The sequence below is a fragment of the uncultured Aliiroseovarius sp. genome, assembly GCF_947492455.1.
Lineage (GTDB): Bacteria > Pseudomonadota > Alphaproteobacteria > Rhodobacterales > Rhodobacteraceae > Aliiroseovarius.
On the sequence record NZ_CANLNB010000006.1, the window covers coordinates 18,709 to 37,562 of the forward strand.

At 58.3% G+C, this 18,854-nt stretch carries 16 protein-coding genes; 11 read left to right on the forward strand and 5 right to left on the reverse strand.

What is annotated here, in order from left to right:
- Positions 1–142: 142 nt before the first annotated feature.
- Positions 143–1,774 (forward strand): SulP family inorganic anion transporter, encoded by a 1,632-nt coding sequence (locus tag Q0677_RS14000; protein ID WP_298911052.1) that lies wholly within the window; start codon positions 143–145, stop codon positions 1,772–1,774.
- 38 nt (positions 1,775–1,812) lie between these two features.
- On the opposite strand, the gene Q0677_RS14005 is transcribed toward Q0677_RS14000, so the two are convergent.
- A complete protein-coding gene (locus Q0677_RS14005) occupies positions 1,813–2,418 on the reverse strand; it encodes a flavin reductase family protein (RefSeq protein ID WP_298911054.1) in 606 nt (201 codons plus the stop codon).
- Between the two features lie 81 nt (positions 2,419–2,499).
- On the opposite strand from Q0677_RS14005, the gene Q0677_RS14010 reads away from it, so the two are divergent.
- Positions 2,500–3,000, forward strand: a complete 501-nt coding sequence (locus Q0677_RS14010) for a GNAT family N-acetyltransferase (protein WP_298911308.1) — start codon at positions 2,500–2,502, stop codon at positions 2,998–3,000.
- An 18-nt stretch (positions 3,001–3,018) separates the two neighbouring features.
- Here the strand turns inward: Q0677_RS14010 and Q0677_RS14015 are convergent, their stop codons facing one another.
- Both Q0677_RS14015 and ptsP read right to left on the reverse strand, forming a co-directional pair.
- A complete protein-coding gene (locus tag Q0677_RS14015) occupies positions 3,019–3,390 on the reverse strand; it encodes a hypothetical protein (RefSeq protein ID WP_298911057.1) in 372 nt (123 codons plus the stop codon).
- Positions 3,391–3,581: 191 nt separating this feature from the next.
- Positions 3,582–5,828: a phosphoenolpyruvate--protein phosphotransferase gene (gene ptsP / locus Q0677_RS14020; RefSeq protein ID WP_298911060.1), complete on the reverse strand. Its 2,247-nt coding sequence runs from the start codon at positions 5,826–5,828 to the stop codon at positions 3,582–3,584.
- 364 nt (positions 5,829–6,192) lie between these two features.
- On the opposite strand from ptsP, the gene cysK reads away from it, so the two are divergent.
- Positions 6,193–7,260, forward strand: coding sequence for a cysteine synthase A (gene cysK, locus Q0677_RS14025; protein WP_298911062.1), 1,068 nt, complete (start codon positions 6,193–6,195; stop codon positions 7,258–7,260).
- 12 nt (positions 7,261–7,272) lie between these two features.
- On the opposite strand, the gene Q0677_RS14030 is transcribed toward cysK, so the two are convergent.
- Positions 7,273–7,812, reverse strand: coding sequence for a GNAT family N-acetyltransferase (locus tag Q0677_RS14030; RefSeq protein WP_298911065.1), 540 nt, complete (start codon positions 7,810–7,812; stop codon positions 7,273–7,275).
- Between the two features lie 137 nt (positions 7,813–7,949).
- Here Q0677_RS14030 and Q0677_RS14035 point away from each other — a divergent pair, with 137 nt between their 5' ends.
- Together Q0677_RS14035 and Q0677_RS14040 are read left to right on the forward strand one after the other, a co-directional pair.
- Positions 7,950–8,837 (forward strand): DMT family transporter, encoded by an 888-nt coding sequence (locus Q0677_RS14035; protein WP_298911068.1) that lies wholly within the window; start codon positions 7,950–7,952, stop codon positions 8,835–8,837.
- A gap of 86 nt (positions 8,838–8,923) precedes the next feature.
- Positions 8,924–10,225 (forward strand): FAD-dependent oxidoreductase, encoded by a 1,302-nt coding sequence (locus Q0677_RS14040; RefSeq protein WP_298911071.1) that lies wholly within the window; start codon positions 8,924–8,926, stop codon positions 10,223–10,225.
- On the opposite strand, the gene Q0677_RS14045 is transcribed toward Q0677_RS14040, so the two are convergent.
- Entirely contained in the window at positions 10,207–10,908 is a 702-nt protein-coding gene (locus Q0677_RS14045) for an NAD(P)H-binding protein (RefSeq protein ID WP_298911074.1), read from the reverse strand. The genes Q0677_RS14040 and Q0677_RS14045 overlap by 19 nt on opposite strands.
- A gap of 95 nt (positions 10,909–11,003) precedes the next feature.
- Here Q0677_RS14045 and Q0677_RS14050 point away from each other — a divergent pair, with 95 nt between their 5' ends.
- The 6 genes from Q0677_RS14050 (at position 11,004) to Q0677_RS14075 (ending at position 18,836) form a co-directional block, all read left to right on the forward strand.
- Positions 11,004–11,669, forward strand: a complete 666-nt coding sequence (locus Q0677_RS14050; protein ID WP_298911077.1) for a TetR/AcrR family transcriptional regulator — start codon at positions 11,004–11,006, stop codon at positions 11,667–11,669.
- 48 nt (positions 11,670–11,717) lie between these two features.
- The gene (locus Q0677_RS14055) at positions 11,718–12,641 is read left to right on the forward strand and encodes a homocysteine S-methyltransferase family protein (protein WP_298911080.1); all 924 of its coding nucleotides are present in this window, start codon (positions 11,718–11,720) and stop codon (positions 12,639–12,641) included.
- A gap of 262 nt (positions 12,642–12,903) precedes the next feature.
- Positions 12,904–15,240: a hypothetical protein gene (locus tag Q0677_RS14060; RefSeq protein ID WP_298911083.1), complete on the forward strand. Its 2,337-nt coding sequence runs from the start codon at positions 12,904–12,906 to the stop codon at positions 15,238–15,240.
- A gap of 458 nt (positions 15,241–15,698) precedes the next feature.
- Entirely contained in the window at positions 15,699–16,670 is a 972-nt protein-coding gene (locus tag Q0677_RS14065) for an ABC transporter substrate-binding protein (RefSeq protein ID WP_298911086.1), read from the forward strand.
- Positions 16,671–16,736: 66 nt separating this feature from the next.
- Positions 16,737–17,765, forward strand: coding sequence for a proline/glycine betaine ABC transporter permease (locus tag Q0677_RS14070; protein ID WP_298911089.1), 1,029 nt, complete (start codon positions 16,737–16,739; stop codon positions 17,763–17,765).
- Between the two features lie 12 nt (positions 17,766–17,777).
- Entirely contained in the window at positions 17,778–18,836 is a 1,059-nt protein-coding gene (locus Q0677_RS14075) for a glycine betaine/L-proline ABC transporter ATP-binding protein (protein WP_298911092.1), read from the forward strand.
- Positions 18,837–18,854: the final 18 nt, after the last annotated feature.

An 18,854-nucleotide genomic window follows, 5' to 3' on the forward strand; every position in this document is an offset into this window, starting at 1 on the left:
TGCTTTGGCCGCAGCCTATCGCGCGCGTTGCCGCCACGCCATGCAATAGTTGCAGGGCAGCAAGTCATCTGAGGCATTGCCCGACAGGCCCGAAGCCGTTAGACAGCCCCATCGCGAACAATTCCCCATAAGAGGTGACCCCGTGGCCCGAGCCCTTCTGGCAAGCTTTGCCAATCGTATCGAACGCCCTGATCTGCGCTTGTCGCCGAACGATGAGCTGACGCCGTCGCGGATCAAAACCGAGCTGTTGTCGGGCCTGACCGTGGCCCTGGCCCTCGTGCCCGAGGCCGTGGCGTTTGCCTTCGTCGCGGGCGTGCACCCGCTGGTGGGCCTGTATGCGGCCTTCATGGTTGGCCTGATCACCGCCGTGATCGGCGGGCGTCCCGGCATGATCTCGGGCGCAACCGGCGCGCTGGCCGTTGTGATGGTCGCTCTGGTCGCCGAACACGGTGTTGAGTACCTGTTCGCAACCGTTGTTTTGATGGGGATTTTGCAGATTTTCGCGGGCGTGATGCATTGGGGTAAGTTCATCCGCCTTGTGCCGCACCCGGTGATGTTGGGCTTTGTGAACGGTCTTGCGATCGTTATTTTCTTGGCGCAGATGACCCAGTTCAAGGAACCGGGCAATCCCGATGCCTGGCTGTCTGGTATGTCACTTTATATGATGCTGGGGCTTGTGGGCCTGACCATGTTGATCATTTGGGGGCTGCCGAAACTGACCTCGTTCATCCCGGCACCTCTGGCTGGGATTGGCGTTGTCGCCGGGCTTGTTATTGCCTTTGGCATCGACGTGCCGACCGTTGGGGACATGGCCTCGATCAAGGGTGGCCTCCCCAGCTTCCACAACCCGTTTGGCACGGGTGAAGGGCTGTATGGCACCGCGCTGGCCCCATTCACGCTGGAAACGCTCTGGATCATCTTGCCTTACGCCGTGATCCTCGCCGCCATTGGCTTGATTGAAAGCTTGCTGACCCTGAACCTAGTGGGCGAAATGACCGGCCAGCGTGGCGGCGCGTCGCAGGAGTGCATCGCGCAGGGGACGTCCAACGTGATCACCGGCTTCTTCGGCGGCATGGGGGGCTGTGCGATGATCGGTCAGTCGATGATCAACGTGCGCTCGGGCGGTCGTACCCGCATCGCCGGCATCGCCGCCGCGCTGTTCCTGCTGCTGTTCATCGTTGTCGCTTCCAGCTGGATCGAGATGATCCCGCTGGCGGCCTTGGTCGGCGTGATGTTCATGGTGGTGATTGGTACCTTTGCGTGGAACTCGCTGAAGATCCTGCGCCGCGTACCGCGCACGGACGCCTTCGTGATCCTGCTGGTAACCGCTGTCACCGTGGCGGAAGACCTTGCTGTTGCTGTTGTGGTGGGCGTGATCGTGTCCGCTCTGGCCTATGCTTGGAACGCCGCCGCGCGCATCCACGCTGTCACCCGAGAAGAGGACGGCGCCAAGGTTTATGACGTGGAAGGCCCGCTGTTCTTCGGCTCGTCAGACGGGTTCATTGAACTCTTCGACGTGAAAAACGACCCCGATCTGGTGGTGATCGAATTCGCCCGCTCGCGCGTCGTTGACCAATCGGCCTTGCAAGCGATCGAGGCTGTGGCCGCCAAATACGAAGCGCTGGGCAAGAAGGTGCAGCTGCGCCATCTCAGCCGTGATTGCCACGACCTGCTGACCAAGGCGGGTCATCTGATGGTCGACAGCGATGACGACCCCGATTACGAGGTCGCCGTGGACTATTCGGTCAAAACCGGCATCCTTGGTGGACACTGACAAAAAGGCGCCTTTGGGCGCCTTTTTCATGTCCGACGTTATTCGCCGGGGCGTTTCAGGGTGAAACTGTCGCGCACGACGGAATAATCGCGATAGCCCAACCGCGCCAAGGGCCGCGCACGGGTGATGTCGAAGATCCCGTCGACGATACAGTCATCCCGCATATGGATCCCGGTCACCTCGCCGAAGCAGACGTAATTCGCCTCGCCCGGTAATTGCGTGATCTGCGTCAGTTTGCATTCAAGTGCGGCAGGGGCGGCGGGCAGGCGGACGGCGTCGATGGTTTCGCACGCGACCCGCTCCAATCCGGCCTCGTCGATCTCGTTGATCTCGCGCCCGAAACTGGCAGCGCTGATGTTCATCGCATCGGTCAGCTCTTCTGACACCATGTGCACGCAAAACACGCCGGTCTGGTGGATGTTGTCCAGCGAATCCTTGCCCATTTCCCGGTCCGCCTTACCCGAGGTCGTCGCAAACATCACCTGTGGCGGGTCATAGGCGACGCCGTTGAAGAACGAATAAGGGGCAAGGTTGTCGCGCCCATCCGCATCGCGCGTGGTGATCCAGGCAATTGGGCGCGGGACAATCAGGGCGTTGAACGGGTTATGCGGCAGCCCATGTCCGTTTTCGGGTTTGTAGAACACTGGCTTATCCCTTCCGTTTCATGGCCTTGCCGTGATAGCAGGAACCTAAAGAGAAGCCAAAGGCAACACGAGGGCAGGCAGCTGTATCATCTGTCTCAGGAAACGCAGGAAGATTGGTGGGAGGTCGAAGCCCTCTATGACCTGTGCTTTGCGCCTGGGCGCGAGGCGCTGTCATCCTATCGTCTGCGCGATAATGTGCCGCCTATTCCAGAGCTGTCCATGGTGGCCCGTGACGCAGACGGCGTTCTGGCTGGGGCGATCCGCTATTGGCCCATCGCCATTGTCGGAGCGCAAAAGCACAAAGCGCTGTTGCTGGGGCCGGTGGCTGTGCACCCCACCCGTCAGGGCGAGGGGCTGGGTGGCCATCTAATCCGTCAAAGCCTTGGACGGGCGGCCGAACTGGGTTGGAATCGTGTGATGCTGGTGGGGGATGCGCCCTATTACCAGCGGTTCGGATTCACCCGGTTAGAAGGGGTGGTTATGCCGCCGCCCACCAACCCTGACCGGGTTCTCGCCTATGATCAGGACTGTGGGTCGTGGCGTGGTGTGGCGGGTGTTGTTCGTAGGTTTGACGACGCCTAGCGCGATGCTGGAAGTACCTTAGCGAAAGGTGGGTTGGTTTCGACGCACCGATGTGAATACACAAAATGTCGTGGGTCGGGCCTGCGTGCCGATGGTTTGCCGCGCCATGCGTTCTAGCCGCTGTTGCCAGTAGGGGGACTGTCGATTGTATGACAGCGGGTGCCAGATCCGCGGGGCGCGTGCATCGCGTGATTGATCCAACTGCCATTGACGCGAGGGGGCAGGCAGCTTGGGGGCTGTGATGGTCAGGACGCCCATTCCAATGACGGCAAATCCGGCGAAAACGGCGTAGGCCGCGAAGGCAGCAAGCGGCCCAAGCCCCTGCGAAAACGCCGTGACGGCGGCGATGGAACCGGTGAACACTCCAGTGACGAGTACACGAAACAGCATGGGTCTCTCCTTTCGCGGGCGGTCCAGGCAATGCGCCGCAGGCCGAGCCGCAGTGTGATCTTCCAAGGTACGTGCGGTTCGACTGGCCCGGTCATGGGGGATCGAAGCGCCCGCGTCGCTGTTCTACGATTGTTCTAATTGTCTGAAGATTTTCCTAACCGGGCGTGACGCGGGGCGAAACGGATTGTTTCTTACACCGCGTTTTCCGCCAGCCACGCCTTTACCGTTGGACGGACCGATTGCTCACCCGACAGGCGTGCCGCGTCGATAAGTTCGCGCAGGTCATCCAAGTTCGTGCGTCTTATCAGGCTTTTGACCGGACCGATCGAGGCCGGCCGCATAGACAGATGCCGCATGCCAAGCGCTGCAAAGCACACCGCTTCCAGCGGGCGACCAGCGTCTTCACCACAGAAACTGAGCGGCGTACGCGCCGCGTCGCACCGGGTCACGATCTCTTCAATCAGGTTCAGGAAAGACACGTTCAGCGTATCATAGCGTCGTCGCACCCGTTCGTTTTCGCGGTCCGCCGCATAGAAAAACTGCTTCAGATCGTTGCCGCCGATCGAGATGAAATCGGCCATCTCGAAGAACTGCTGCGGGGCAAAGACCATCGAGGGCGTTTCCAGCATGGCGCCGATTTCGACCTTCTCGGGCAGGATATGTCCCAGAGCCCGTTCGCGCTCGATCTCGGCCAGCAGCATTTCGCGGGCATCGCGGAATTCGTCCAACTGCGCGATGAAGGGGAACATGACGGTCAGGCGGCGCCCAGCGGCGGCACGGATCAGCGCCTGAAGCTGCATCCGCATGACCCCCGGCTTGTCCAGCCCAACGCGGATCGCACGCCAGCCTAAAGCGGGATTCGGTTCGTCCAGCGGGTTCATATAGGGCAGCACTTTATCCGACCCGATGTCGAGCGTGCGGAAGGTCACCCGCTTTCCTTTCGCGGCATCCAACACGCGGGCATAGGTCGCCGCCAGATCGCCCCGGCGCGGCACACGGTCTACGGTCAGGAATTGTAACTCGGTGCGGAACAGGCCCACGCCATACGCACCCGAGCTTTCCAGCGAGGGCAGATCGGCCATCAGGCCCGCATTCATGTGCAGCTTCACTTCGGTTCCGCACAGACCCATCGCAGGCTTGTCGCGCAGGCTTTGATAGCGTTCCTGCTTCGTGGCCTCCATCGCCATCTTGTCGCGGAAAGCCGAGATAATCGTGTCTTCGGGGCGCAGGTGGACCACACCGTTTTCCCCATCCACAAGGATGTGGTCGCCGTTCAGCGCCTCGGTCGCGATGTGGCCTGCCTGAATGATCAGCGGGATCGCGAAGGCGCGCGCCACGATTGCGGCGTGGCTGGCGACCGAGCCTTCTTCCAGCACGATCCCCTTCAGGCCGCGCCCATATTCCAGAAGCTCGCCCGGCCCGATATTTGTGGCGATCAGAATCGGATTTTCCGGCATTTCGGCGCCGGTATCCTTGCCCTGTCCGGTCAGGATGCGCAGCAGGCGGTTGGACAGGTCATCCAGATCATGCAGACGTTCGCGCAGGTAAGGGTCCGGCACCTGGCTCATTCGGGCACGCGCGGCGGATTGTTCCTTTTCAACCGCGGCTTCGGCGGACAGACCGCGCGAGATATCTTCGGCCATGCGCCGCATCCAGCCCTTGGAATTGGCGAACATCCGATAGGCTTCCAGAACCTGCATCTGTTCCTTGTCGGTGGTCTGGGCGTTTTCCAGCATCTCATCGACAGAGACGCGCAGCATGTCGACCGCGTCATTCAGGCGCTTCAGTTCCACATCCGGATCATCCGCCACCGGGTTGGTCACCACCACACGGGGTTCATGCAGCCAGACATGGCCCTCGGCCGCGCCTTCCTGCCCGATGCTGCCCTTGAAGGTGACTGGCCGCTGGTGCAGTGCGCCCATCGCCTCGCCTTCACCGACGAAGGCGCCCAGCTCGGTCATTTCGGCCAGCACCATGGCGACCACTTCGATGCCATAGATCTCGTCTGCTGAGAAGACGCGCGCGTCCTTCGACTGGATGACCAGCACGCCCAGCTTTTCGCCGAGACGCTGAATGGGTACGCCAAGGAAGCTCGAGTAAATCTCTTCCCCCGTTTCCGGCATGTACCGGAACCCGCGCGCCGACGGGGCGTCTTCGGTGTTCACCACCCGGCCCGAGCGCGCCACGCGCCCCACAAGCCCCTCGCCCACGCGCAGGCGGGTCTGGTGTACAGCTTCGGCTTTCAGGCCTTCAGTCGCACAGAGTTCCAGCGTTTCAGCATCCCGGAACAGATAGATCGAGCACACCTCGACCCCCAAGCTTTCCGCAATCAGAGACGTAATGCGGTCAAGCCTCTCCTGCCCCTCGGACGCTGCCGCAAGGGTCTCGCGCAGGCTGACCAAAAGCTTGCGGCTGTCGCTTGTCTGGCTTTCTGCCATGTTACCAATCCCTGTGTGCCACGGCGTCTTTGCTGTCCCGTTCGCCAAGACACGCGCCGTTTGATCAAGCCTTATCCTAGCGGCTCGCTGCCACCTATGCCAGAAACTCGTTGCGTCCACATCAGCAAAAACCTGCGTGTTTTTGTCCGACCTACGTTTTGCCCGCATAATGCGCGGCCCGGCCAGGGTTTGTGCGGAACAGAAACGCAGCGGGTTGGGGAAATCTGGGACGATGCGACGGGCACCTATCGCGATACATGAATTTCAGTCTTTTTCGCGCGGGGCGGGTTTTGACTGCGCGGATCGCGGCTTAGGTTTAAGCTCAAAGAACAATGGAACTCGTGTATCGCGAAAGGACAATTCCATGGCACCTCGACAGACCAATGGGCGCGGCACGCGCTATGACAGCATTCTGGATACCGTAGGCGACACGCCCGTCATCCGCATCAACCGCATCGCGCCCGAAGGCGTGAACATGTTCGTGAAGATGGAGGCGTTCAATCCGGCGGGCTCCGTCAAGGACCGCCTTGCTCTGAACATCATCGAAGCCGCCGAGGCTTCAGGCGCGCTGAAGCCCGGCCAAACGGTGGTCGAGGCCACATCCGGCAACACCGGCATCGGCCTTGCTATGGTCTGCGCGGCCAAGGGCTATCCGCTGGTTGTGACGATGGCTGAAAGCTTTTCGGTCGAGCGGCGCAAGCTGATGCGCTTTCTTGGTGCGAAGGTCGTAATGACCCCGAAAGAGCTGAAGGGCTTCGGTATGTATTCCAAAGCCAAAGAACTGGCCGAGGCAAACGGCTGGTTCCTTGCCAGCCAGTTCGAAACCGACGCCAATGCCGACATCCACGAAAACACCACTGCGCGCGAGATCCTTGCCGATTTCGAGGGCGAGCGTCTGGACTATCTGGTCACCGGCTATGGCACCGGCGGCACCGTGACGGGCATCGGGCGTGTCTTGAAGAAAGAACGCCCCGACACCAAGATCATCCTGACCGAACCGGCCAACGCCGCGATTGTCGCGTCCGGTTACGTGAACACCCGCAACGAGGCAAACCAGCCTACCGAAGGCCACCCGGATTTCAACCCGCACCCCATTCAGGGCTGGACCCCGGACTTCATCCCCCACGTCCTGCAAGAGGCGCTGGACAACGGGCTTTACGACGAGCTGACCTCGGTCCCCGGCCCGGAGGGCATCAAGTGGTCGCAACGTCTGGCCGCCGAGGAAGGCATCTTCGTCGGCATCTCGGCCGGCGCAACCTTCGCCACAGCGATCGAGGTAGCCAAGAACGCTCCCGAGGGCGCCAACATCCTGGTCATGCTGCCCGACACCGGTGAGCGCTACCTGTCTACGCCGCTGTTTGAAGGCGTCGAAGAGGTGATGAGTGACGAGGAGTTGGAAATCTCTCGCTCGACGCCTTACGGGCAGATGTAAAGCGCAGCGCGATCACCAAAGACTTGGGTCATTGAAAGCTTCTACGCATTGTGAAGGTCCGATCAACGGCTCAAGTTCTGCATTTGACAGCGATTGTCCCAGCCACCCTTCAGGGTATTGCAAGGGTAGGGGCGGTGCTACCTCGTCTGTGGTGATCGCGCGAAAACCGACCTTGCCGTAATATGCGGGATCGCCATAGGTCAAAGCAACGTCGCAATCCTGCGCCTTGATTTCATCTAATCCGAAACGGATGAGGGCTTGCCCAGTCCCGCGGCCCTGTTGTGCCGTTGCAACGGCAACCGGCGCCAGGATGAAGACCGACCGCGAATCCTTTGGAAATCGCAGGCGTGAGAAGAAGATACAGCCCAACAACGTCTCTGCGTCCCACGCCGTGCAACACAGAATGTCTTGCTGTTGGTCTGACTGCATCAGTCTGGATGTCAGTTGCGAAACAATCCGCCCCTCTTCTTCCCCTTCAGACGCGGTAAACGTGTTGAGGAAAAGCTTTTCAATGTCATTTGTATGGCCAGCGTGACCAGTCTTGAACTTCATATCGTCTCCATCGCGAACCAAACTGTTCGGGTAAATGATTGCGCGCAAGAACCGGATTGGAGAAGCTGCTCTTGTCTGTCAAGCATGCGTTCTAGTGTTTCGTCACCCAAGGTTTATGGTCTTTGATAGATACGAGAATGAATAACACCGCATGGATCATGCTGATCGCTCTGGCGGCTGTTTGGGGCGGGTCGTTCTTCTTTGCCGAGGTCGCGCTGGGCGAGGTGCCGCCGCTAACCATCACGCTGCATCGCGTGTTCTGGACCATTCCTATTCTGGCGGTGATCGTGGCGATGAAGCGCATCCCCATTCCGCGCAGCCCTCGCATTTGGCTGGGCTATCTGGGTATGGGCGCGCTCAACAACGCGATCCCGTTTTCGCTGATTTTCTGGGGGCAGACGCAGATTGAAAGTGGCCTTGCTTCGATCCTGAACGGGACCACGGCGATGTTTGGCGCGGTGGTCGCCGGCGTGCTGCTGGCCGACGAGCCCCTCACCGCCCGCAAGATCGGCGGGGCGGTACTGGGCCTCATCGGCGTTGGCGTCATCATGGGCCCCGAGGCCGTGTCGGGCTTCAACCCCGCCAACCTCGCCCAACTGGCCATCCTCGGCGCCGCGCTGTCATACGCCTTTGCCAGCGTCTGGGGTCGGGTCATGTTGGCGGGCCAGCCACCGCTTATGAATGCGCTGGGCATGGTGAGTGCCAGCGCCCTGATTATGACCCCCGTGGTCTGGATGGTGGATGGCGCGCCAACCCTCGCTCTGACCGCACCCACATGGGGCGCTCTCCTCGGCCTCGCAGCCCTGTCCACCGCGCTGGCCTATGTGCTCTACTTCGCCATCCTCGCCCGGGCAGGGGCCGCAAACCTGATGCTCGTCACCCTTCTGATCCCGCCCTTCGCCATCGCCCTCGGCGCGATGTTCCTAGGTGAGCGCATCGGTCCCGAAGCATGGGTGGGCTTCGCCATCATCGCAGTGGGGTTCGCGGTGAATGACGGGCGGGTGTTTGGGAAGCTTCGCAGATAGCCGATAAACCCGCCCGCGTATTGTTGCTTGCAACGGGGCTACAATGCCTCTCTAGTCGGCGATGAAACGAGGCATCGGGGGCTGACATGCCACATAAGAACTTTGACACGGATGTTCTGGTCATCGGCGGCGGTACAGCAGGGTTCGGCGCCGCAGTCGCTGCCGGTCGCCAAGGCCTTCGCGTGATGCTTTTAGAGGCCACCCAGAAAGTCGGCGGCGTCATGGCGTTTTGCCCCGGCATGCCGTGGGGCGGGGGCTTTCCGGTCGATCAGATCATCGGCGGGCTGATGGAAGAGCTGACAGACCGCCTTGCCGCAATGATCCCACCTGCCGCCGAGAAACGCCCCTGCACGCTTGATAATTTCGGGCCAGAGATCCTGTACGACCACGACATCGCCACCCTGACAATGTTCGAGATGCTTGAAGAGGCGGGCGTTGAGGTCCGGCTGGGGGCAACCGCGCTGACGCCGCATCTTGAAGGGGACAAGATCGCCCGAGTGGAGTGCTGTGATCGGAACGGGCTGTTCACGGTCACGCCCGGCGTGGTCATCGACTGCTCGGGCGACGGGGACATCTCGGCCAAGGCAGGCGTGCCTTATGCGCTGGGCGATGCGTCGGGCAGCATGATGGCGGTCACGATCTCGTTCCACATGGTCGGTGTAGACTGGGACACGGCCTTCGCCGATCCCGATCCATACTTCCAAACCCACGCTGCGCGCGGCATCGCCGAGGGGCGCCTGCATCCCGATCTTGCGCAGCTTTACCTGATGCGCGGGTTTCATGCGGGCACGGTGTTTTGCAATTCCGTGCATATCCGCAACGTGGACGGGACCGATCCGGTGGCGGTGGGGCGTGCCACACAAGAGGGGCGGCGGCGCTGCCTGCAACTGGCGCAGTTCCTGCAAAGCGACGTACCGGGATTTGAGAGCGCACATATGTCGCTGCTCTCGCCAACCGTCGGCGTGCGCGAGACACGTAAGTTGGAGGGCGTGTATCGCCTGACCGGCGAAGATCTTGCCGTTGCTACGAAGTTCCCGGACGGCATCGTGGCTTGCGACAATCCTATCGACGATGTGATGCGCTCGGACGGGGATATGACCCACCACGCGGCGATCTCAAAAGGTGACTACTACACCATCCCGTTTCGGTCCCTGATCCCGGCGGCGGTCGAGAACCTGATGTTCGCAGGGCGCATTCTATCCGCCGACCCCGTGGCTTTTGCCTCAGTGCGGGGGATGCCGCAATGCATGGCGATGGGGCAGGCGACAGGGACCGCCGCTGCCTTGGCGCTGCGCGATGGCCAACCCGTTCAACGCATTGCGATGGACAGGCTGGTCGCCGCACTGACTGCCCAAGGGGTCAATCGACTTCAGACCGCAGGCGCATAGGCCCGCGCACTTTCCGTCCCCGCCCCGCAAATCGCGGGCGCTTTCCCAATTAGCGCGTCGTTTCGCAGCGCCTCGACCATGAACAGGGCAAAGTCGATCCGGCGGGTCATGTTGGAGGCCAGCACCGGGTCTTGCACGTGTTCGGACCAAACGGGGAGCCCTTGGCTGTCGCCTTCCTCAAGGTCCGAGCCACGCACAACGGTCCATTTGGTGTCTGAGTTGAAGATCAGTTCACAAGCCAGCACTTGGTCGTCGATCTCGACTAGACGCAGCCAGCGGGTCAACTTGGTCGCCACCGAAAGCAGCGTGCGAAAAGTGCGCGAGTATTGGTCCTGCCCGTCCAAAGTGATGTGCCACCCGCACGAGAAGATTAGCCGCGCGTCTGGTTCAGCGAAGTCCATCACGGCCTGCGCTGTGCCAGACGAATATTGCTGCACGCCCCACGGCGCCAGCACGGTCAGCACGCCTTCGCAGCCCTTCACCGCTTGCCGGATCACCTCGCGGTCATTGGTCTTGCCGGGGTAGAGCGTGATGCGGTCACCATGTTCGGCCAACACCGCGTCCAGCTTCCCCACGCTCTTTTCGCGGCACACACCATTCACGTGATAGCCACGCTCCAGCGCGTGTTTCAGCATATATTGTCCCAGCTTGCCCGAGATCCCGACGATGCAGATGCGTTTCATATCTTTGATCCTTTACTTACGGTGTAAGTTAACTTGGGGCTTGATATAAACTTACACTGTAAGTAAATCAAGAGAGGGCAATGAGAGAGGCGCAAGTGGCTCGAAAATCAGGGAAAACATCAAAGCTGACCCGCGAGGTGATCCTCGCCGCTGCCGTGAAACTGGCGGACGAGGCCGGGTCCGATTCGCTGTCCATGCGCAAACTCGCCGCCGCGCTGGGGGTCGAGGCGATGTCGCTCTACAACCATTTCGCCAACAAGGATGCGCTGCTGATGGGCATGGCAGACTGGGCCATCGCGCAGATCCCACTGCCCAATCCGGACGGGCCGTGGCAAGAGGAACTCCGCGCCCGCGCCCACAACGCCCGCGCCGTATTTAAACGCCACCCGTGGACGATACAGCTGATGGTGTCTTTGCCCAACACAGGCCCTAACGTTCTGGCTTATGTCGAGGCGACGCTGGCCGTGATGACCAACGCGGGCATTGATCTGATCGACGCCGACCACGCTTGGAACCTGATGGATAGCCATATCTATGGATTCACGCTTCAGGAGTTAAACTTCCCTTTCGCACCCGAAGACTACGCCGAGGTCACCCAAGCCCACCTCCACCTGATCCCCGCCGAGACCTATCCCAACCTGCGCGCCATGGCCGAAAAAGTTGCCGCTCGCAAATATGACGGCCTGCACAACTTCGCGCAGGGGGTCGAGCTGATTATTGCGGGGTTGGAGGGGGAGCGGGGCGTTTTGCCGGAAAGCTGATCGCTGCTATCATCCAAAACTACACCAGATGAAGAATAGGTGCAGGACATGACAAGGAAGTTGCCACATGACAGTGACAGGAAATTCCTAGCTTACACAGGTACAGGGACCGATCTGATATTTAATCACGGTTTGGAACTGCCGGGATTTGCTTCTTTTCCTCTACTCGATAACTCAGAAACCCGGAGTATTCTTGCTGGGCAAATGCACACGTTAATCCAATTGGCGGGCGAAATGGATATCGGGTGTATTCTCGATACGCCAACATGGATGGCGAACGCTGATCGTGCCGCGCCTTTGGGATACGGCGGCGAACGTCTTGCCGGCGTCAATCGGGATGCTGCGTCCTTAATGGATGATGTGCGCCGATCGGCGGGGCGCGAAGACATTTTGGTCTCGGCTTGTATCGGACCATGTGCCGATCCCTACGCAAAGATGTCTGTGATGTCTGTGGATGAGGCGCGCGCTTATCACACCGCGCAACTTTCTGTTTTACGCGAGACCGCCGTCGATATGGCGACCGCCTATACATTCAACCGACGCAGCGAAGCCGCAGGATGTATTCTGGCAGCACGTGACGTAGGGCTGCCAATCGTCATGTCATTGGTCGTCGAAACTGATGGCTGCCTTGCAGACGGTACACCGCTTACAGACGCGATTGATCAGATAGACGCAGATAGTGGGAGCAGTGCTGCTTACTTCATGATTAACTGCGCTCACCCATCACATTTTGCCGGGTCGCTTAATGCGCACCCAAGGTTGCGCGGCGTTGTGGCAAATGCTTCGCGCTGTTCGCATGCCGAGCTCGATGAAGCTGAGAAGCTTGATGAAGGCGATCCGCGTCAACTAGGTCGCGAAATCGCAGATATTGTGAAAAGCAACCCGGCCATAACTGTGTTTGGCGGGTGTTGCGGGACTGACATGCGTCATCTGAGAGAAATGGTGCGCGCGGTGAATGGCGGCACGGGATAGACACGCTCTACGCGGCCCCTAAAGAAAAAACGGCCCCGCATCTCTGCGTGACGCATTCCGTCCGATAGGAGGCTTCCCATCATGTCCTGCCGAACTATTTCCGGCAGGACATTGATTTCTATTTGAATTTCGAATTCAAAGTCGACGACAGATCGGCCTGATGCCCGGGACCTCGCAGTCCCGGGCTTCGTTTTTGCGAGTTTTGGCCAATATAACAATCAGCGGGAAACGCCATGGCAAAACTGAAGGTGGGGGGGGGGCTTTGTTCGAGAGCATTGAAAACCTATCGCTCGACCAGATTTACCCAGAGGTTGTCGGCCGAGTAAACTTGAACACATGCGGAAATCCGGATTGCGGAAATTTTGGCTTCGCATTTAATCCTGACATTCCTGATCCTCGTGGGGGGTCTTCGAAATTCAAACTGGCGGCTGCTTCGAGCGCAGCGATTTCCGCAGGTGTCGGGCAATACAAGCTGTCTTCCTCGGGCAAGAAAGAAGATGCGCGGGTTTCTTCCATCCTCGAATACGGGAACGAGCCAAGAGCATGGATGGATACAAGAACCATTGTATGCCAGCACAAGGCTGGGAATCGAAAATGTGGCTTGGGTCAGAAGGTTCTTTCCAATGCTCACTTCGTGGCGGAAACAAATCGCCTAAGGTCGATGAACGGCGTTCTGGATGGACCAAGATGCGGTAGCTGCGGAAAGCGGTATCTTGAAGAGCCGACTGCGTTTGCCCTCGATGGTGCCAACGGCAAGACCACGCCCAGAAAAGGTAGCCGGAAGGGTGGAAAGCCCCTCGGAATGCGTGTCGTTTGCAAAGCATGCAAAGGCCAAAGAGGCTCGCGGTTTACGGTGTCAGCACCGCATCGCCGGCAGAAGGAAAGAACTGAAAACATCCAAATCCTGAACCACCTGGTCAATGAGTCAGGAATGAGTGATATGCGCCGAATTTTCAGAAGCCCTGATGGCAGGCGACAGGTTGGCATGTCGCGGTTCTACGATCGCATATTTTGGCTTGAGGAAGTCCTCCTTGCTTATGAAAAGGCCCAGTTGGACAAGTGGCGTAAGGACCACGAACGCCTCGGGAAATTTCGCCATCACAAAATTGCCCATGACGATATTGTTCTTTCGGTGAACTGGGAGACGCGCACTGACCGCCGCCTGACACAGTTGAATTGTTCGATCAGTGCAGACATCGATTCTGGCTACATTTACCGAATAGATGTCGATTTCGATCCTACCATTGATCCCGCCAATTATCTGCTCGACCACTACGGTGGTCGCAAAGGGCCAGTGAAGATCAGAAAGACTTATACCAAGGCAGATGGAACAACGTTCACCGCGCCCCTTTTGGAATTCCAACGACCCTCTGGGCGGTATGAAGAAGGAGCACTCTTCGCAGCTGCCGAGTCAGAATTCCGCCTCTTCGGTGAGAAGGTTCATGAAAAGCTCAAGCGAGCGAAGAGGACACCCGACGCGAGCCTTCAATTCGAGCTCGACAGAGCTGAGGAAAGGCGGCTCTCGCTCAGCTTCCTTCGCAGGTTCTATTTCAATTTCCCCGCGTCAGAGCGTGATACGCGCAACTCATTTTCGGGCATTATGACGCGCGATACCTACACAAAAGCGGCGCATCTCGAATGCCTGAGAGAAATGTTGCCCTCCGGAAAGATAACGCTCGTCAGTGAACAAGAAGCGGCAATGGCGCGGGTAGTTCCGCACATCTTCCGGGAAGACATTAAGGAGGATTTGTTTGAATGGCTTGTCGTGAGCTTCAACAAGAAGGCAACCAAGGGTCAGATCACCTCGAAGTTCAACCGATACGACGCATCGCTCAGAAGGTTTCGGAATGCCAATCCGAACCTTGCGCCATATGAAGCGCTGCATGCATGGACTGAAGCCAGGCTGAAGCCTGCCTACAAACCTGGACGATCCGGGGATGCTCGGCCGTTTCCTATATCAAATTTTGCGACACGTGCCTTCCCTGATCTCTGGATTCGAAGTCCTGTCCAGTTTGGCGGCGAGACAGACAAGGTTGTCGGATTCCCAGTCCTGTCGCGCCGATACAGGGAACAATTCAAAGCTTTGGGCATAGACTCTCAGATCAAGGATCCTGATCTTTGCAAGGCCATTACAAGGCGCGTTGTCCGGGCGACATTGCAGCCGGCTTCGAGCTTTATGGAGGCTGTTCGCGAACGCATCAGTATGACTGATCGCGCAAGCAGCGGCGGGGCTCGAAAAGGTCCCTCGTTTGAGAACGGTGCCAGCTACAATCCCAGGGTTCTGATCGCGATCCTGAACATCTTCAGGGTTCACTATAATTTTTTCGAGTTTCGCCAATATGTAACATCTCGGAACAAGCATGACGAAACCGAAGAAGTAGAAATGACCATGAGCTCTATCGCAGTTCCCGGTGAAAATATACGGATTCCCGTAGAGAAACACCGAAAACGGGCACCTATTGAGAACACGCCAGCCATTCGCTTGGGAGTTCAAAAAGTGTCGTCGGAAGATGAGCAGCCTTCGCTTCCGAACCTTTCTCGGGTTCTTTACAAGCCATGGCTTCTATACGGCACGCCTCTTTGGACGCGGCTGTCGTAAAGGCCCATCGCAAAACAGCTATTCCGGGCTTGCAATTATTCGTTGGCATGGTTTCTAAAAAGCTATCGGTCCACATCGGACATTCGTCGCAACAGACGCGAATGACCGTAGGGTGCCCACATTGACTCAATGCTGCAGTTCGCTCGAATGAAAGTGACAGGTCCAGAATGGACACCCTTGGGTGTGATGACACCCCGTTCTGTCTCTTAAAAAAGATCCGAAAACTCACCTGCATATGCCACTCAAGGATTTGCATCTAAGACGTATTCGTTGGAGCGAAGGTCACTGTGCACGAGCTTAGCTGTGACATTTTACCTGTAAGCAATTGTACATGATTCAAAATTCTTTTCAGTTTTTTACTCTTGGGCCTATCGGTACAAATCATCTCTACAAATAAGGCGAATTTTGGTTTGGAGCGTTTCTCTGCCCCTGTTTCGCCGATGACAAGGAGGAAAGAAATGTTCAAGATTTCAACGGGACTCGGGTGTGTATTTGCTGCCGCAATCACCGCCTCGGCGGCTCAGGCAAACGAATGCGGTGAAGTATCTATCATGCAAGGCGACTGGGGGTCTGCACAGATCGTCACAGCGGTTGCGAAGTTCCTGATGGAGCAAGGTTACGGGTGCGACGTCACCGCAATGCCGCTCTCGAGCAACCCTGCGCTGGCATCCGTATCCGAGACCGGAGAACCTGATATTCTGACTGAAATCTGGACAAACGGCGCGCCGGCTTACCAAGGTCTGGTTGACTCAGGTGCGATCATTCCGGTGACCGAAGTTCTGTCAGATGGCGGAGTCGAAGGGTTCTTTGTTCCGAACTATCTTGTGGAGAAACATCCCGAACTGGCGACAATTGAAGGCATCGCAGCCAACCCCGAACTCGTCGGAAATCGCTTTCACAACTGCCCCGAGGGATGGACTTGTCTGAATGTCAGCACCAACCTGCTGAAGGCTGGTGGGTTGATTGATGCAGGCATTGATAACTTTGTGCATGGATCAGGCGAAACCCTTGCGGCTTCGATCGCGGCCGCTTACGGCAACAAGGAGCCGTGGTTCGGCTTTTATTGGGCGCCGACATCGGTACTGGGTAAATACCCGATGACCCTGGTCGAAATGGGCCCCCATGACCCTGAAAAGCATGCCTGCAACATCACGGCGGAATGCGCGACGCCAGAAATGAGCGCCTTCCCCCGCAGTGAAGTCGTTACAGTTCTGTCGAAAGAATTCATGGCCGAAAACGCAGCAGTGTCTGACCTGATGACAAATCTGTCCTTCACCAACGCACAGATGGGCGAAACGCTGGCATGGGTTGAAGACAACAATGCCTCTTACGATGAAGGCGCGGTGCATTTCCTGACGACCAACAAGGATGTCTGGGGGGCATGGCTTAACGATGCGGCGCGCGACAATCTTTCTGCACTGCTGCAGTAAATTGCACGGACAGGGGCATCCTCAGCGATGCCCCTAACGCACTGAAGTAGACGGAAAGTGGGATAAATGGCCTTCTATGACAAGCTATTCAGCACCTTAGGTTTGAGCGACTGGTGCGGCGATTCCGGCGATGAAGCGCCTCTTTCGCTGGCGGACCTTGCGGCGCGAGCAGGGGGAGAGGAGGCCTCTGGGCCGCTAGTTCCGATTCCCTCGTTTGATAATCTGCATGAAAGCTGCAACCGGGTTTGGCAGTCGCGCGATGTAACCAACGGGATCGAAGAAGGGTTTCTGGCAGCCAAACCGGCTCTGAAAACTGTTCTGGACCCGATCACACAGCCGCTGAGCTGGATGTTGGATGGCGCACTATGGCTGTTTGAAGCGATGCCGTGGTTCATCATGGTCCCGCTTCTGGTGGCGATTTCCTGGTACGCCTCGCGTTCGCGCCCTGTGACGATCTTCGTCGCCGTCTCGATTATGCTGCTGGCTGTCGTAGATCACTACGATGTGGCGATGCAGACTCTGTCGATCATCTTTGTATGTACGACGATATCGGTGCTGTTCGGTGTGCCCATTGGCATTGCCATGTCGAAATCCGACCGATTGCAAAAAAGCGTGGTTCCGTTACTCGACCTGCTGCAGACCCTGCCGACCTTCGTGTACCTGATCCCTCTAATTTTCTTGTTCTCGGTCACGGAATCCAAACTGTATGGGATTGCAATCATCCTTTACGCGATTGTGCCGGTGATCCGTTTGACCGACCTTGGCATCCGCCTTGTCGACAGGGACGTGATTGAGGCGGCCAATGCCTTTGGCATGAATGACCGCCAGAAACTGATGCGAGTACAATTGCCGCTGGCGCTACCGAACATCATGGCCGGGATCAACCAGACCATCATGATGAGCCTTGCCATGGTCGTGATCGCCTCTCTTGTTTCGGCCCCTGGCCTTGGCGTGAACGTGTTGCGCGGTATCCGAAACCTTGAACTGGGTGTGGGCATCGTCGCTGGCATCGGCATTGTTTTGCTGGCCGTGATCCTTGACCGCGTGTCCAAGGCAGCTCTCACACGGGTCGATAAGACCCAAGTCAAACACTAAGGAGCCCGTTCGATGACACAACCAATGGTCAGCCTGTCCGGGCTCTATAAAATCTTTGGCGCCCGCGACAAGGACGTGTTGCAGCATGTCAAAGGAGGCATGGGCAAGGAAGAGTTGTTGGCACAGCACGGGCACGTGTTGGGTCTCAACAACATCAACGTCGATATGCAGGCGGGCGAAATCACGGTTGTCATGGGCCTGTCAGGCTCGGGCAAATCCACGCTGATCCGCCACCTGAACCGGTTGATCGAACCCACTGCGGGCGAGATCATCGTGCAGGGTGAGGACGTTATGAGCCTGTCCGAGGACGGGTTGCGTCATGCTCGTCAGGAAAAGATGTCGATGGTGTTCCAGAAATTCGCGCTATTGCCGCACAAGACTGTGCTGAAGAACGCGGGCATGCCACTGTCGGTGCGTGGCGAAGACGAGGTCACCTGCGACCGCGAAGCCGCGAAATGGCTGGACCGCGTCGGTCTGAGCGGGTTCGAGAACCATTATCCAGCGCAGTTGTCTGGTGGCATGCAACAGCGGGTGGGCATTGCCCGGGCGCTGACCGCAAACACACCGATCATGCTGATGGACGAGGCTTTCTCGGCCCTTGATCCGCTGATCCGGACTGACATGCAGGACCTGCTTCTCGAGCTGCAAAAAGAGCTGCACAAGACCATCATCTTCATCACTCACGATCTTGATGAGGCGCTGAAGCTGGCCGATCACCTTGTAATCCTGAAGGACGGCTTTGTCGTGCAACAAGGCGAGCCACAGTTTATCTTGCTGAACCCTAACGATCCCTACATCGAAGACTTCGTGAGCGACATCAACCGCGCACGGGTTCTGCGGGTGCGCTCGATTATGACCCCGCTTGTAGGCGGCAAAGTGCCAAAAGATGCGCATGGCGAAGTGGACGTGAACGACACGCTCGAAAGCATGATCGCGCGGTCTGGCGGCGATACGTCACACGCCTATATCGTCAAAGATGGGGAGCAGACGGTCGGCACACTGGATATGACCGAACTGGTTCGCGCTCTTGTCCCTCGCGTCGCATCCGAAGCCGGTGCGCGTCAGCACTGACGCGCGCTGACGGCAGAG

Excerpts from the sequence above, each read along its gene's own strand:
- cysK (WP_298911062.1), top strand. The coding sequence starts at position 6,193 with ATGGCACCTCGACAGACCAATGGGCGCGGCACGCGCTATGACAGCATT.
- Q0677_RS14030 (WP_298911065.1), bottom strand. The coding sequence starts at position 7,812 with ATGAAGTTCAAGACTGGTCACGCTGGCCATACAAATGACATTGAAAAG.
- Q0677_RS14075 (WP_298911092.1), top strand. The coding sequence starts at position 17,778 with ATGACACAACCAATGGTCAGCCTGTCCGGGCTCTATAAAATCTTTGGC.
- Q0677_RS14040 (WP_298911071.1), top strand. The coding sequence starts at position 8,924 with ATGCCACATAAGAACTTTGACACGGATGTTCTGGTCATCGGCGGCGGT.
- Q0677_RS14015 (WP_298911057.1), bottom strand. The coding sequence starts at position 3,390 with ATGCTGTTTCGTGTACTCGTCACTGGAGTGTTCACCGGTTCCATCGCC.
- Q0677_RS14065 (WP_298911086.1), top strand. The coding sequence starts at position 15,699 with ATGTTCAAGATTTCAACGGGACTCGGGTGTGTATTTGCTGCCGCAATC.
- Q0677_RS14055 (WP_298911080.1), top strand. The coding sequence starts at position 11,718 with ATGACAAGGAAGTTGCCACATGACAGTGACAGGAAATTCCTAGCTTAC.
- Q0677_RS14045 (WP_298911074.1), bottom strand. The coding sequence starts at position 10,908 with ATGAAACGCATCTGCATCGTCGGGATCTCGGGCAAGCTGGGACAATAT.
- Q0677_RS14035 (WP_298911068.1), top strand. The coding sequence starts at position 7,950 with ATGAATAACACCGCATGGATCATGCTGATCGCTCTGGCGGCTGTTTGG.
- Q0677_RS14070 (WP_298911089.1), top strand. The coding sequence starts at position 16,737 with ATGGCCTTCTATGACAAGCTATTCAGCACCTTAGGTTTGAGCGACTGG.
- ptsP (WP_298911060.1), bottom strand. The coding sequence starts at position 5,828 with ATGGCAGAAAGCCAGACAAGCGACAGCCGCAAGCTTTTGGTCAGCCTG.